This window comes from Lebetimonas sp. JS032, from assembly GCF_000523315.1.
Taxonomy (GTDB): domain Bacteria; phylum Campylobacterota; class Campylobacteria; order Campylobacterales; family Nautiliaceae; genus Lebetimonas.
Genome location: NZ_ATHS01000001.1, coordinates 499,341 through 512,971, shown reverse-complemented (window position 1 = coordinate 512,971; position 13,631 = coordinate 499,341). Strand labels below are relative to the sequence as shown.

The window sequence follows — 13,631 nt, the reverse complement described above, 5'->3', positions numbered from 1 at the left end:
GTGAAAATGGTGAGTAGTGGGTAGAAATGGAGTTAATTAATTATTTAACGCCTGTAAATACAGTGACTTTTTTACTTTTATTTATAAGATTAAGCTCATTTTTGGCGTTTTTGCCTTTTTTTTCATATCCAACCATTCCCATGAAAGCAAAGGCGGCTTTTGCCCTGTGGCTTACAATACTGTTTTTCCCCATTAGCCCGAAAATAACATTTGAAATTAATATTATAAATGTGATATCGGCTGTTTTGTTTGAGAGTGCTTTTGCTTTTTTTGTAGGAGTTGCCCTTACGCTTATTTTTGATATTTTAAAATATGCAGCCGAACAGATAAGTTTTGTGATGGGATTTACTTTGGCAAATGTAATAGATCCAAACTCCGGGCTGAATACAAATATTATAGGTGAATTTTTTACATGGGTTGCACTGTTGATATTTTTTGCTTTCGGAGGGGATCATTTAGAAATATTTTTAATAAGTAAAACATTAGGAAGCCTGCCGTTTGGGGCTGTTTTTGATATTCATTCAATATATCAGTTTTTTGTTGTTTATATGTTTAAATATTTTGTTTTTGGAATTGCAATGGCTTTTCCTGTTTTGGCCGTTTCTATTTTAAGCGACATAATTTTTGGAATGATTATGAAAACAATGCCTCAGTTTAACCTGCTGGTAGTAGGGTTTCCTATAAAAATTGGACTTTCTTTTTTAATTTTGATTGCGATTATGGCTTCTTTTGCAAATGTATTTCAAAAAGAATTTATTCATGCTTTTAATGTAATTTTAAAAATTATCGGCTGAGCCTGTATGGTTTGGCATTTTGTTTCAACATATAAAAATATTTATTGAATTTATTTATTAAATTTTTATCTTGAGTGATTAAGATATATTCATAATTTTTAAAAAAAGCGCTGTAAGAATAATTTGCACTTCCGATAATTAGATATTTATTGTCTATAATAGACATTTTTACATGCATTTTTGCTTTGTTGCCGTTTTTGTAATTTTTACCGCTTAAAAGATAAATATTAAATTTTTTTATTGCCGCAAGGTTTGGAATAACGGAATATTTATATTTTGATTCTTCCAAATCGCCTATAATATAAATCTTTGCTCCGTGTTTTGCAGCTATTTTCAGGGCTTTTGCAATTTTTTTATTGGTAAATGTATACATTGCTATTTTTATATTTTTTTTGGCATGGGTGAAAATATTGCATAATTCTTTTTGAGCATTTTTTCCCTCAAAGGGCATAAAATAAACATTGTTAGCATTTAAAAACAGGATAAATAACAAATAAAACAGGATTTTTTTCAATTTTGCCACCTTTTTTAATATAATTATAATAAAAAAACGAGGTCAGCCATGAAAATACTTTTAATTTCTGCCAATCCGACTATAGAAAAACTTTTTACGCTGAGTGCTGAAAAGAAAGGTGATGATGTAATTATCGGAAACAGGGAGTTTGTTCCGGAAGATAATTTCGAAGCTGTTTTTTTGGAAAAAGATTTGTATGATGAAGAATTTTTGAATTCTTTGAAAGAAAAGTTCAAAAATGCAAAATTTGTTTTGATTCTTTCTAAAAAAGATGAAAAATTACCAGGTTTTGATACATATCTTACAAAACCGTTTTTACCTACCGATTTAATGGATATTTTGGAAAAACTGCCGAATATGCAAAATGAAACAAAAGAAAATTTCGATATTGAAAATTTTAATGAAGATTTGGATTTGGAAGAAGAAAATTTTGATTTGGAGAATACCCAAAAAGAAGATATAGACGATTTTGCCCTGGATGATATAGATGAATTGGTGGAAGAAGGCGATGAAAAACCGGATTTTGAAGAACTCGAAGAGTTAGAAAATTTACCTGAAGACGAAGTGCTGATTACAGAAGATGAACTGTTGGAAGAAGCACCCGATTCAGATATAGAAGACACTATTTCCATCAGTGAGGAAGAATTGCAAAATCTGGAAGATGAAAATGAAGAAGGTGAGGAAGTTCCAAGCAGCCAAGAAGAAAGTGAAAAGTTAAAAGTTAAAAGTGAAAATGAGGAAGTGCCGGGCGGCCAAGAAGAAAGTGAAGAAGTTCCAAGCAGCCAAGTTCCAAGTGAGGAGGAGGAAGAAATGCCGGAAATTGAAACAAAAGAAGATATTAACACTCAAAAAGATGAAAATAATGAAGATTTGGAATTAGAAAGTATAAATGAAAAGGATTTGGCAAAAGCTTTGGGAGAAGAGATTGAAGGGGGTGAAGAAGTTCCAAGTGGCCAAGAACCAAGCACTCAGGAAAAAAGTGAAAAGTTAAAAGTTAAAAATGAAGAGCTGCCTGAAATAGAAGAAAATAAAAAAGCTCCAAATGAAGAAGTTACAAGTACTCAAGAAGATAATGGAAATATCCATGAAAAAACACTCGGAAGTATCTTAAATATAAATTGGGACGAACTGAAAAAAGCAAAAGCAAAAGTTACCATTACTATAGATTTTGGAGATTAAAATGGATGGAAGTATTTTAGTAGTATCTGGTCCCAGCGGAAGCGGAAAAACAAGTCTGGCGAGAAGCGCATGTGAAGAGCTTCAAAAAAAGGCGTATTTTAGTATTTCATCTACAACACGTTCTATGAGAAAAGGGGAAATTGACGGTGTTGATTATTTTTTTGTAAGTAAAGAAGAATTTTTAAAAGACATTGAAGAGGGTTATTTTCTGGAATGGGCGGAAGTTCACGGAAATTTTTACGGAACGAGCAAAAGACAGATTGACAAAGCTTTAAGTGAAGGTAAAATAGTGTTTTTGGATATTGATGTTCAGGGATATGAAAATGTAAAAAAATTATATCCAAATATTACAACCGGCGTATTTATAACTACAAAAGATATGAATACATTGATAAAAAGACTTGAAAAAAGAGGAACTGAAACAAAAGAATCCCTTGAAATAAGACTTATTAATGCATTAAATGAAATGAAAAAAATAGATGAATATGATTATCTTTTAATAAACAATGAATTCGATGAATCCAAAGAATTTTTAAAAGCTGTTGCAATTGCGTCTCTTATAAAAAGAAGCAAATATAATGTAAATGAATTTATAAACGAGTGGAAAGGAAATGAATGAAGAAAAAAGTTGCAGATATTTTTAAAAAACATTTAGGTGAAAATCCTTCTATTAACAAACCGAAACAAAAAGATTTTGGTCATTTTGCCGTACCTGTTTTTAAATATGCAAAAGAAAATAAAATAAACCCGAACGAATTTGCAAAAAGCCTTTGTGAAAAATTGAGAGGATGTGCTGAATTTGAAAAAGTTGAAGCACTGAGCGGATTTGTAAATCTTAAACTCAGCGATAAATTTTTGGATGAATTTGCAAATAAGGTTTTAGAAGAAAAAGAAAATTTTGGCAGAGGTCAAAAACAAGAGAGGATTTTGCTTGAATATATTTCCGCAAATCCGACAGGCCCATTACACATAGGTCATGCAAGAGGCGCCATTTACGGGGATTCTATCGCCAGAATAGGAAGACATATAGGTTATAAAATAGATACCGAATATTATGTAAATGACGCTGGCCGACAGATTACACTTCTTGGGCTTTCTGTTTATTTGACGGCAAGGGAAATTTTAGGTTTTGATGTGACCTGGCCCGAAGAGTATTATAAAGGTGATTATATAAAAGATTTGGCATCTGAGGCTATAAAAGAATTTGGCAAAGATTATTTCACAAACAAAGAAAACAGTTTTAATGATGAAAAGCTCAATATGTGGGCAAAGGATAAAATGTTGAATGAAATAAAAAAAGATATCGCTTCTTTAAATGTTACCCCTTTTGATAAGTGGGTAAGTGAAAAAGAATTATATAAATATTGGGATGAAGTTAAAAATATTTTAGAAAAAAACTCTGCTTTGTATGAAAAAGAAGGTAAAATTTGGATAAAATCAAGTGAATTTAAAGATGAAAAAGACAGAGTCGTGGTAAGGGAAGATGGAAGACCTACCTATTTAGCCGGGGATATAATTTATCACTGGGATAAATTTAAAAGAAATTATGACAGATACATAAATATCTGGGGAGCGGACCATCACGGATATATAGCAAGGGTAAAAGCGGCAATTAAATTTTTGGGGTTTGATTCGGATAAACTTGAAATACTACTTTCCCAGATGGTAAAACTTTTAAAAGGCGGCAAACCTTATAAAATGAGTAAAAGGGCCGGGAATTTTATTTTGGTAAGAGATGTTGTGGAAGATGTGGGGGCGGATGCCCTGCGTTTTATCTTTCTGACTAAAAAAGCGGATACACATCTTGAGTTTGATGTTGAGGATTTGAAAAAAGAAGACAGTTCGAATCCAAATTATTATGTAAATTATGCCCATGCAAGAATCCGTTCTATTTTTAGAAATAAAAATATGGATTATAACGATGTAAAAAATATAGAACTTAAAAATTTGGAAGAAGATGAAAAAGAACTTCTGTTTTTTGCCTTGACTTTGCCTTATGTTTTAGAAGATGCGTTTATCAACAGGGAACCTCACAGACTGACAAATTATCTAATAGATTTGGCAAGTGAATTTCATAAATTTTATAATAAAAATAAAGTTATTGGAAGTGAGAGGGAAGAAATCAGGCTAAAAATTTTGGCGGTTGTAGGAATTATTATAAAACTGGGGCTTTCACTTCTCGGGATAAATGCAAAAGAGAAAATGTAAATAGTGAAAATGGTGAGTAGTGAGTAGTGAAAAAAAGGTAATTGAATATGAAAGCTATGATTAGCAAATGTATGTTGGGTGAGCCCTGCAGATATGACGGGAAATCAAAACCTTTAAATGATGAAAAATTAGAAAAATTAAATGAAAATTATGAGCTGATTCCTTTTTGTCCGGAGGCTTTTTCTCTTCCGACCCCCCGTCCCGCAGCCAGATTTATAGGGGATAAAATTGTGGATATAAACGGAGTTGATAAAACAGAAGCTTTTTTAAAAGGGGCAAATGAGGCTCTTAGAATTTGCAGGGAAGAGGGAATTAAAATTTTTATAGGAAAAGAAAAGTCTCCAAGCTGCGGTATTAAAAAAACAAGTGCCTATATAAACGGGTGTGAATGCATGTGCAATGCACCGGGATTAACTTCTAAAATTTTAAAAGAAAACGGAATTGAATTAATCAGCGAATGGGAAATATAGCGATTTTCGGGGGCAGCTTTGACCCTGTTCATTTGGGGCATGTTGAAGTTGCCAAAAAAGTATTAAAAGAGCTTGATATAGATAAACTTATAATAATGCCAAATTATTTAAATCCACTTAAAAAAAATTTTCATGCGCCGGCTGAGCTTAGGGTTAAATGGCTGAAAAAGCTTTTTGGAAACAATCCAAAAGTAGAGATAAGCGATTTTGAAATAAAACAAAATCGTCCTGTTTATTCAATAGAAACAATTAAAAAATTTAAGCCGAAATATTTTATTATAGGAAGCGATAATTTAAAAACACTCGGCAAATGGAAAAATATTGATGAAATTTTAAAAAAAACCCATCTGGTGGTTGCTAAAAGAGGAAAAGTTGATTTAGATTTGCTTAAGAAGTATAATATTAAAAAAGTTTTAGATGTTAACGTTCCAATCAGTTCCACGGAAATTAGAAACTGTAATTTCAAATATTTACCAAAAATAATAGAAAATGAAATAAAGGAGTTTTATGGACAGAATTGCAAAAATTAAAGATTTATTGGAAGAGAAAAAAGCACTTGATGTTATGGAATATGACTTAAGAGATAAGGATTATTTTGTGGATTATGTAATTGTGGCCACTGCTATGGCCGATAAACACGCTCAGGCACTGCTTGATTATCTTAAAAAAACTTTAAAACCGATGGGCGAAACATTTCTGGGGGTTGATGAAAGTAATGACTGGATTGCCATCGATTTAGGGGATATTTTAATTCATTTAATGAGTGAAGAATACAGGGCAAGATATCAGATGGATAAATTTCTTAAAGATTTAAAATTAAAAATGAGGCAATAAATGAAAATTGCAATTAACGGAATAGGAAGAATCGGAAGAAGTGTTTTAAGGGTTGCGTTAAATAAAAATATAGAAATAGTTGCTATTAATGATTTAATGGATATTAATCTAGCCGCATATTTAATTAAATATGATACAACAAGGGGAATGTTAGAAAGAGACGTTGAAGTTATTGATAAAAATACTTTAAAAATAGGTGAAAATATTATAAATTACTCTCAAGAAAAAAATCCTCTTAATATACCTTTTGATGAAGCGGATGTTGTTCTTGAATGCACAGGTAAATTTTTAAGTTCAAATCTTGCAAAAGGACATTTAAAAGGAAATGTAAAAAAAGTAATTATTTCAGCCCCGGCAAATGATAACACCCCGACTTATGTATTGGGGGTGAATTACAGAGAATATAAAGGTGAAAATATTATTTCAAACGCTTCCTGTACTACAAACTGTCTTGGGCCTGTTGCAAAAATTATTGATGAGAAATTTGGAATAAAAAAAGGTTTTATGAGCACCATTCATTCTTATACGATGGACCAAAAACTGCTTGATGCTCCAAATATACGTGATATAAGACGCTCACGCGCTGCGGCGGAAAATATTATCCCAACATTTACTGGCGCTGCAAAAGCAATTTATAAAGTTTTACCAAATTTAAAAGGTAAACTTGACGGGGTTAGTGTAAGGGTTCCTGTTGCCAATGTTTCACTTATGGATTTGACGCTTGAATTAAATAGAGAAACCACAAAAGAAGAAATAAACGAAGTTATAAAATTTCATTCACTTACCGATTTAAAAGGTATTTTAGAAGTGGATGAAGAGTATAAAGTAAGCTCTGATATAAATTCAAACCCGGCAAGCTCTATTGTCGCCCTTGATTTGACAAAAGTAAATTTAAATTTAGTAAAAATTTTTAGCTGGTATGATAATGAATGGGGATATTCAAACAGAATGATTGAAATGGCGGAATACATATATAAATGGTAAATGTAAAATGAAAAATGTTAAATTAAATTAAATGTATGTTAAAATTTTATAAAAAGGAGTGAGATGAAATTAAATTCACCGAAAGATTTAAATCTAAAAGAAGGAAACAGTGTTTTTTTAAGATGTGATTTTAATGTACCGTTGGATGAATTCGGCAATATAACGGATGACAGAAGAATAAGAATGGCGCTTCCGACTATCAGATATTTAATTGACCACGGGTGTAAAATAGTAATAGGCTCCCATCTTGGAAGGCCAAAAGGCGAATTTAATGAAAAATATTCCCTGAAACCTGTTGCAAAAAGACTTTCTAAGCTTCTGGATAAAGAAGTTATTATGGCTAATGATGTTGTTGGACCTGATGCAAAAAGTAAGGCCTCTAATTTAAATATCGGAGAAGTTTTACTGCTTGAGAATTTGAGATTTGATCCGAGAGAAACCAAAAACGATGAGGGATTTGCAAAAGAACTTTTCAAATACGGCGAATTTTACATAAACGATGCATTCGGAGTCAGCCACAGGGCGCATGCAAGTGTCGAGGCAATTACAAGGTTTTATGACAATTTACACAGAGCGGCGGGATTTTTACTTTTAAAAGAAATCAATTTCTTTTATAAACTGCTTAAAAAGCCTGTAAGGCCGTTTGTAGCGGTTGTAGGGGGAAGTAAAGTAAGCGGAAAACTTCAGGCACTTATTAATCTGCTTGAAAAAGTGGATAAAATGATAATAGGCGGGGGAATGGCCTTTACATTTTTAAAGGCGCTCGGATATGATATAGGAAAAAGTTTGGTGGAAGAGGATTTGATAGATGAAGCTTTAAAAATTATGTCTGAAGCCAAAAAACTCGGGGTTAAATTTTATCTGCCGGTTGATATAGTGGTAGCCGATAAATTTGCTGAAGATGCAATGGTTAAATATGTCCCATCCCAGGAAATTCCGGACGGTTGGATGGGGCTTGATATAGGACCTGCAAGTGTTAGGCTTTTTGGAGAGGTACTTTGGGATGCCCAGACAATTTTGTGGAACGGACCTATGGGTGTATATGAGATGGATAAATTTGCAAGGGGAACGTTTAAAATTTCCCATGAAATTGCAAGAAGTCACGGAATTAAAGTGGTGGGCGGCGGAGATACCGCAGATGCGGTTGCCAGAGCCGGAGATGATGAAGAAATGACATTTATTTCTACCGGTGGAGGAGCGAGTCTGGAACTTCTTGAAGGCAAAAAACTTCCTGCAATTGCAGCATTGGAGATAAAATGATAGTAGCAGCAAATTTTAAAACAAATAAAACAAGAAAAGAGACAAAAAGATATTTAAAAGAACTTGGAAAAATAAAATTTAACGGGGTAAAAGTTGCCGTTTTTCCTCCTCAGAGTGCTTTATTTGAAGACAAAGTCGTTGGTGCCCAAAATGCATATCCTACAGTAAGCGGTGCATATACCGGGGAAATCGGTTTAGAGCAGCTTAATGAATTTAATATAAAAAGAATCCTTATAGGCCACAGCGAGAGAAGGCATATTTTAGGTGAAAGCCAGGAATTTATAGCAAAAAAATTTGATTTTTTTAAAAATCATAATTTTGAAATATTTTACTGTATTGGCGAACCGCTTGAAATTAGAAAAAAAGGAATAGAAGCAGTTGTAGAATACTTAAAAGAGCAGCTTATAGGAATAGATTTAGAATATGAAAAATTAATAGTTGCATATGAGCCTGTTTGGGCGATAGGCACAGGGGTCAGTGCAAAACTAGAACAAATCCAAGAAACTCATAAAGAAATCAGAAAATTTACCAAAAGGCCGATTCTATACGGCGGAAGTGTGAAATTAAGTAACATTGAAGATATTTTAAAAATCGAAAATGTGGACGGGGTTTTGGTCGGAAGTGCAAGTCTGGATGTTGAAGTGTTTAAACAGATGATACAAAAAACAAAGGAGAGTAAATGAGTCTAATGCAGGGAAAAAAAGGTTTAGTTGTAGGTGTGGCAAACAACCGCTCGATTGCATACGGGATTGCAAAAGCTTGTAAATCGCAAGGGGCTGAAATAATTCTTACTTACCAAAATGATAAATTAAAATCAAGGGTTGAAAAAGTTGCAAACGAACTTGATGTTAAAAATATTTATCCTCTTGATGTTACAAAAGAAGAAGAGTTAATTAGTTTAAAAGAAAATATTGAAAAAGATTACGGAAAAATTGATTTTTTGGTCCATTCTGTAGCTTTTGCCCCAAGGGAGGCTCTTGACGGAAAATTTATCGATACAAAAAAAGATGCTTTTAACATAGCAATGGAAATCAGTGTCTATTCATTAATAGAGCTTGTTCAAAAAATGGAGCCAATATTAAATGACGGGGCAAGTATTTTGACATTAACTTACCTTGGAAGCACAAGATATATTCCACATTATAATGTAATGGGTGTGGCAAAAGCTGCACTTGAGGCAAGCGTAAGATATTTAGCAGTGGATTTAGGGGAGAGAAAAATTAGAATAAACGCCTTAAGCGCAGGGCCTATTAAAACACTTGCGGCAAGCGGAATAGGAGATTTTAGCGAAATACTTAAATATAATGAAAAAAATTCTCCATTAATGAAAAATGTTACAATTGATGAAGTCGGAAATTCCGGAATGTATTTACTAAGTGAGCTTTCAAGCGGAGTAACGGGAGAAGTGCATTTTGTTGACAGCGGATATAATATAATGGGTATGCCAAGATATGGTGAGTAGTGAGTGGTGAGTGGTGAAAATGTTGGAAAAAGTTATGAGTGTTAGAAAATTTGTTAATAAAATGTTAACATATTTGAAAATTTTTCAAAAAAATACCAAAATTATTTGATTTTTTTTAAATTTGACGTTATAATTGTGAGACAAAAAAATTAATTAAAGGAGAGAGAAGATGCTAAAAAAATTATCTTTAGCGGCTTTAGTGGCAATGGGTTCAATGAGTGTTGCAAGTGCAACTCCTCTAACAGATGCAATCAAAGGTGTGAGTCTTAACGGATTTATGAGAATCAGATATTATTATCATCAAGATAAAACAAATACAGCTACAACTGATTACAACAGATGGAGAACAAATGCTAAATTAGTATTTGGTATTCCTGTTGCAGAAAATATGAAAATCGTTTGGAGGGTTCATGCACAAACAAATGTATTAGATAAAGCTTCTTCAAATGTTTCTACAGCTGGAACAACTGGATTGGGAGATAGCTTATTCTACTTAAACTATGCAAACAACGGATTAATTGCTAATGTGGGTGTTGTTCCTCTTGGTTCATTACCGTTTGCTTCAAGCGATCCATATACAACTGCTCACGGTGCAGGTGTAGTTGCAATGTATAATGCAGGAAATGGATTAACAGTAGCTGGTGGATGGGTTGATCATATCTTTAATGCTAATGGAACAGTTGATCAAGGTAATTTAAATCTTCCAATCAGTGCAGCAACAAATAATGGGGCAAAAGATGTTTATACAGCCGGTGCTATTTATGCAAACGATGCATTCGGAAGTGCTCAGGTTTGGGATTATCATATAACAGATGCTGTTAAAAACGCATTTATTGTGATGACAAACTTAAACTTCTTAAAAGATTATGGTGTTGGAATTAAAGCTGATTTTGCTACTTCAAAATTAGATGATAAATCATTAGGTTTAACAAATGTAAGTAATCATAATTATTTCAATATAGCATTAAATGCAAATGTTTCAGGAATTAATGGTGAGGTTGGATACGCTTCAACTAACGATAAAGCCGGAGTAATTGCTACAAGTGACTATGCTGTAATTGGACAAGTTCCAGCAGAATTAAGATATAATGTAGCAAACTTAACTGATGTAGATGTATGGTATGCAAAAGCTGGATATAATATAAATGAAAAAACAAATGTTTGGGCTTCATATGTAAGTATTAATCAAAGTAACGGTAAAAATGCCGGAACTATAAATGCAACCAAAAATGTTGACAGTAATGAATTTGATGTTGGCGGAGGATATAAATTCAATAAAAAATTCGGTGTTTCAGCATATTATGCTAATTTAAATTATAACGGTGATGGAAATAATTTAGGAAATCCTGACCAACAAGAAGTTAGAGCGCAATTTATTTACAGTTTCTAATTTCTTGCCCTTTTGGGCTTTTATTTAATAAAAAAAGTGACAGACATAATTTGTTAAAATTTAAAGGCTGATTTTGGCAAAAATTGATGAAATAAAAGAAGAAATAAATTTTTTAAAAGTATGGCTTAGTATATTAATTGTTACAGTATTAGGAATGGTTGGATGGGGTATTTCAAATATAGGAAAGGTAAGTAATATATTATTAATTTTAGATGTTGTTGGTATAATTATTTTGTCATTTATAATTGTGTTAATAAATTATGCTATAATTAAAAAAATTAAGAGTTTAAAGGATTTATAATATGGAATTGCTTTTTATTTTAGCATTGATAGTTTTTATAATTTCAATAGCATTTAGTGCTTTTAAAGCCACTAAAATATAATGAAATAATCAGCTAGATTTAAAATCTGTATAATTTCATAATATTTAGAAATAGTGACAGACACAAAAATAAATTGAAAATATGTTTCATTTATGATAAAATTCATTAAAAAAGAAGGTTAATGAGATTAAAAAAAGAAGAAATTAAAATTATTAAAAATATTATTAGATTATATGATAAAAAAGCTAAAATTTATATTTTTGGAAGCAGAATTGATGATAGAAAAAAAGGAGGAGATATTGATATTTTTGTACTTTCCGATAAAATAAATTTTAAAATAAAACAAAAAATAAAAATAAAATTTTTTTTATTATTTGGGGATAGAAAAATTGATTTAATTATAACTAACAATATAAATAAAAGTGCTTTTTACAGATTTATAACAAATAACGGAGTTGAAATTTGAAAGATGTTTTATGTGAAAATGTAAAGATGCTTCTAAAGTCAAAATATTGGCTTGAAAAGTCATTTGAAAAAGTTTCTAAAATTGATTTAAACGAAGAAGAATATGAACTTTTTGAAGCATTGGCAAACAGATTTGGAAGATGTGTTGATATTTTAATAAATAGAGTTTTAAGAAGTTTGGATTTAGTTGAATTGGAAGATATTAATAAAAAACTTGATATTGTAATTAGAGCGGAAAAAAGGGGTTTTGTTGATAATTATGAATTATTAATAGAGATGAAAAATTTAAGAAATGAACTTGTAAATGAGTATATTGAAGAAGAATTAGAAGAAATTTTTATTGAAATTTTAGAATATACTCCAAAATTATTTGATATTATTAATAAAACTTTAGACTATATAAAAAAAGAAGGTTATTGTGATAGTATATAGCAAAAGAGTAGTTGAATATATTATAAAAAAACATCCAGAAATAGTAAAAGAAATTTTAATAAGTAAAAAAAAATCTAAAAATGAACTAAAAAAATTTAAAAATTTTAGAATTAAATTTATAGACAATAAATTAGCACAAAAACTCTCCCATAATCAAAATCATCAAGGATACTTTGCAAAAATAGATTTTACTCCAAATGAATATGAAATAACAGGTGAAAAAATAGTTGTTTTGGATAATATTACAGATATGGGAAATATTGGAAATATAGTTAGAACTTCTTATGCTCTAGGTATAGATTTAGTTATAATAACTGGAATTAAAGAGCTTAAATGGCCAAATATTATTCGCGCAAGTGCTGGTGCAGCAATTGATATGAGGATAATTTCTTTTTTTAATATACTGGAACTGCTTAATATTTTAAAAACAAAAGATTATAAAATTATTGGTGCCGATATGAATGGAAAATGCAGGGTTGATACACCTGATAAAACAGCTTTGGTTTTGGGAAGCGAAGGAGAGGGCTTAAGCAAAAGGGTAAAAGAAAAATTAGATGATATAATTACAATTGAAATGAAAAGGGATTTTGATTCGCTCAACGTTGCAAGTGCCGCTGCAATATTAATAGATAGGATTAGCAATGAATGCAGATGAGTTTTTTGAAAATCATTCAATAGATGAAATAAATCAAAAATTTCACCTATTTCGCTCAGATTTATTAAAAACAGAGAATTTGATAAACTGCCAAGGGTAAAATTTATAGGATTTGTTAGACTTATCGAGTTGATTTGGGTGAACTGATTGAGGAGTATGAAAATTATTATAATGAAAATAAAAAAGATGATGTTGATACTGAAAAAGTTATTTATGGGTTTTAATAATAATTTTATTTGTATTAAGCGCTTTTTTATATTTCAGCTTTATAAAATCAAAAACAAATATTAAAACCGCCGAAATTAACAACAGTGAAAAAAACGAGGTTTTGGAAAATAACATTACAGAGAATAATGAAACATTCAAAAACAGTGTGAGCGAAAAAACAATACAGAAAAATATTGAAAATAATGAATCAAATGTTTCTTTAAATACCGCCGAGATAAAAAAATTGCCAAAGAATACAATATTACAATTATTCCAAATGAAAAAGTATGGTTCAGGGCAATAAACATTGACAACAATAAAAGTGTGGAATTTCTTACAACCAATCCTAAAATATTAAAGGGAAATTATTATATTAAATTTGGGCATGGAAATTTAACTATTATTTATAATGATAAAAACATTACGCCGAATACAAAAAAAATTCTCAGGATTC

General features: G+C 31.0%; 17 protein-coding genes. 16 read left to right on the top strand and 1 reads right to left on the bottom strand.

The annotated features are described in order from the left end of the window. Positions 1-26: 26 nt before the first annotated feature. The gene (fliR, locus tag DZ65_RS0102785) at positions 27-794 is read left to right on the top strand and encodes a flagellar biosynthetic protein FliR (protein ID WP_024790695.1); all 768 of its coding nucleotides are present in this window, start codon (positions 27-29) and stop codon (positions 792-794) included. Here fliR and DZ65_RS0102780 read toward each other — a convergent pair. Further along, positions 784-1,245 carry a phospholipase D-like domain-containing protein gene (locus DZ65_RS0102780; protein ID WP_236617337.1) on the bottom strand — a complete coding sequence of 154 codons (462 nt, stop codon included), beginning with the start codon at positions 1,243-1,245 and terminating at the stop codon, positions 784-786. The two genes, fliR and DZ65_RS0102780, sit on opposite strands and share 11 nt — an antisense overlap. A gap of 111 nt (positions 1,246-1,356) precedes the next feature. Between DZ65_RS0102780 and DZ65_RS0102775 the strand changes: the two genes are divergently transcribed. From DZ65_RS0102775 to DZ65_RS0102700, 15 genes are all read left to right on the top strand, one after another. Further along, the gene (locus tag DZ65_RS0102775) at positions 1,357-2,487 is read left to right on the top strand and encodes a response regulator transcription factor (protein ID WP_024790693.1); all 1,131 of its coding nucleotides are present in this window, start codon (positions 1,357-1,359) and stop codon (positions 2,485-2,487) included. Position 2,488: 1 nt separating this feature from the next. Beyond that, complete coding sequence (gene gmk, locus DZ65_RS0102770) at positions 2,489-3,106, top strand: guanylate kinase (RefSeq protein ID WP_024790692.1); 618 nt, start codon at positions 2,489-2,491, stop codon at positions 3,104-3,106. Next, positions 3,103-4,695: an arginine--tRNA ligase gene (argS, locus tag DZ65_RS0102765; protein WP_024790691.1), complete on the top strand. Its 1,593-nt coding sequence runs from the start codon at positions 3,103-3,105 to the stop codon at positions 4,693-4,695. Before gmk ends, argS begins: the two co-directional genes overlap by 4 nt. Before the next feature lie 47 nt (positions 4,696-4,742). After that, positions 4,743-5,165, top strand: a complete 423-nt coding sequence (locus DZ65_RS0102760) for a DUF523 domain-containing protein (protein WP_024790690.1) — start codon at positions 4,743-4,745, stop codon at positions 5,163-5,165. Continuing rightward, on the top strand, positions 5,153-5,695 hold the full coding sequence (gene nadD, locus DZ65_RS0102755) for a nicotinate (nicotinamide) nucleotide adenylyltransferase (RefSeq protein ID WP_024789370.1): 543 nt from the start codon (positions 5,153-5,155) through the stop codon (positions 5,693-5,695). The genes DZ65_RS0102760 and nadD overlap by 13 nt, the downstream gene beginning before the upstream one ends. Next, positions 5,673-5,999: a ribosome silencing factor gene (rsfS, locus tag DZ65_RS0102750; RefSeq protein ID WP_024789369.1), complete on the top strand. Its 327-nt coding sequence runs from the start codon at positions 5,673-5,675 to the stop codon at positions 5,997-5,999. Before nadD ends, rsfS begins: the two co-directional genes overlap by 23 nt. Next, positions 6,000-6,983 (top strand): type I glyceraldehyde-3-phosphate dehydrogenase, encoded by a 984-nt coding sequence (gap, locus tag DZ65_RS0102745; protein ID WP_024790689.1) that lies wholly within the window; start codon positions 6,000-6,002, stop codon positions 6,981-6,983. 63 nt (positions 6,984-7,046) lie between these two features. Beyond that, positions 7,047-8,243 carry a phosphoglycerate kinase gene (pgk, locus tag DZ65_RS0102740; protein WP_024790688.1) on the top strand — a complete coding sequence of 399 codons (1,197 nt, stop codon included), beginning with the start codon at positions 7,047-7,049 and terminating at the stop codon, positions 8,241-8,243. Next, complete coding sequence (locus DZ65_RS0102735; protein ID WP_024787147.1) at positions 8,240-8,926, top strand: triose-phosphate isomerase; 687 nt, start codon at positions 8,240-8,242, stop codon at positions 8,924-8,926. Before pgk ends, DZ65_RS0102735 begins: the two co-directional genes overlap by 4 nt. Further along, the gene (fabI, locus tag DZ65_RS0102730) at positions 8,923-9,705 is read left to right on the top strand and encodes an enoyl-ACP reductase FabI (protein WP_024787146.1); all 783 of its coding nucleotides are present in this window, start codon (positions 8,923-8,925) and stop codon (positions 9,703-9,705) included. Before DZ65_RS0102735 ends, fabI begins: the two co-directional genes overlap by 4 nt. A 169-nt stretch (positions 9,706-9,874) precedes the next feature. Beyond that, positions 9,875-11,095, top strand: a complete 1,221-nt coding sequence (locus DZ65_RS0102725) for a major outer membrane protein (RefSeq protein ID WP_024787145.1) — start codon at positions 9,875-9,877, stop codon at positions 11,093-11,095. Positions 11,096-11,168: 73 nt separating this feature from the next. Beyond that, entirely contained in the window at positions 11,169-11,396 is a 228-nt protein-coding gene (locus DZ65_RS0102720; protein ID WP_024787144.1) for a hypothetical protein, read from the top strand. A 203-nt stretch (positions 11,397-11,599) separates the two neighbouring features. Beyond that, positions 11,600-11,884, top strand: a complete 285-nt coding sequence (locus tag DZ65_RS0102710; RefSeq protein WP_024789362.1) for a nucleotidyltransferase domain-containing protein — start codon at positions 11,600-11,602, stop codon at positions 11,882-11,884. Continuing rightward, positions 11,881-12,315 (top strand): hypothetical protein, encoded by a 435-nt coding sequence (locus DZ65_RS0102705; RefSeq protein ID WP_024787142.1) that lies wholly within the window; start codon positions 11,881-11,883, stop codon positions 12,313-12,315. The genes DZ65_RS0102710 and DZ65_RS0102705 overlap by 4 nt, the downstream gene beginning before the upstream one ends. Then, positions 12,302-12,970 carry an RNA methyltransferase gene (locus DZ65_RS0102700; protein WP_024791156.1) on the top strand — a complete coding sequence of 223 codons (669 nt, stop codon included), beginning with the start codon at positions 12,302-12,304 and terminating at the stop codon, positions 12,968-12,970. Before DZ65_RS0102705 ends, DZ65_RS0102700 begins: the two co-directional genes overlap by 14 nt. Positions 12,971-13,631 lie beyond the last annotated feature (661 nt).

What these genes read in the sequence shown, in the direction of transcription:
- gmk (WP_024790692.1), top strand. Translation starts at nt 2,489, where the DNA reads ATGGATGGAAGTATTTTAGTAGTATCTGGTCCCAGCGGAAGCGGAAAA.
- DZ65_RS0102710 (WP_024789362.1), top strand. Translation starts at nt 11,600, where the DNA reads ATGAGATTAAAAAAAGAAGAAATTAAAATTATTAAAAATATTATTAGA.
- DZ65_RS0102725 (WP_024787145.1), top strand. Translation starts at nt 9,875, where the DNA reads ATGCTAAAAAAATTATCTTTAGCGGCTTTAGTGGCAATGGGTTCAATG.
- gap (WP_024790689.1), top strand. Translation starts at nt 6,000, where the DNA reads ATGAAAATTGCAATTAACGGAATAGGAAGAATCGGAAGAAGTGTTTTA.
- DZ65_RS0102780 (WP_236617337.1), bottom strand. Translation starts at nt 1,245, where the DNA reads ATGCCCTTTGAGGGAAAAAATGCTCAAAAAGAATTATGCAATATTTTC.
- rsfS (WP_024789369.1), top strand. Translation starts at nt 5,673, where the DNA reads ATGGACAGAATTGCAAAAATTAAAGATTTATTGGAAGAGAAAAAAGCA.
- nadD (WP_024789370.1), top strand. Translation starts at nt 5,153, where the DNA reads ATGGGAAATATAGCGATTTTCGGGGGCAGCTTTGACCCTGTTCATTTG.
- argS (WP_024790691.1), top strand. Translation starts at nt 3,103, where the DNA reads ATGAAGAAAAAAGTTGCAGATATTTTTAAAAAACATTTAGGTGAAAAT.
- fliR (WP_024790695.1), top strand. Translation starts at nt 27, where the DNA reads ATGGAGTTAATTAATTATTTAACGCCTGTAAATACAGTGACTTTTTTA.
- pgk (WP_024790688.1), top strand. Translation starts at nt 7,047, where the DNA reads ATGAAATTAAATTCACCGAAAGATTTAAATCTAAAAGAAGGAAACAGT.
- DZ65_RS0102735 (WP_024787147.1), top strand. Translation starts at nt 8,240, where the DNA reads ATGATAGTAGCAGCAAATTTTAAAACAAATAAAACAAGAAAAGAGACA.
- DZ65_RS0102775 (WP_024790693.1), top strand. Translation starts at nt 1,357, where the DNA reads ATGAAAATACTTTTAATTTCTGCCAATCCGACTATAGAAAAACTTTTT.
- fabI (WP_024787146.1), top strand. Translation starts at nt 8,923, where the DNA reads ATGAGTCTAATGCAGGGAAAAAAAGGTTTAGTTGTAGGTGTGGCAAAC.
- DZ65_RS0102760 (WP_024790690.1), top strand. Translation starts at nt 4,743, where the DNA reads ATGAAAGCTATGATTAGCAAATGTATGTTGGGTGAGCCCTGCAGATAT.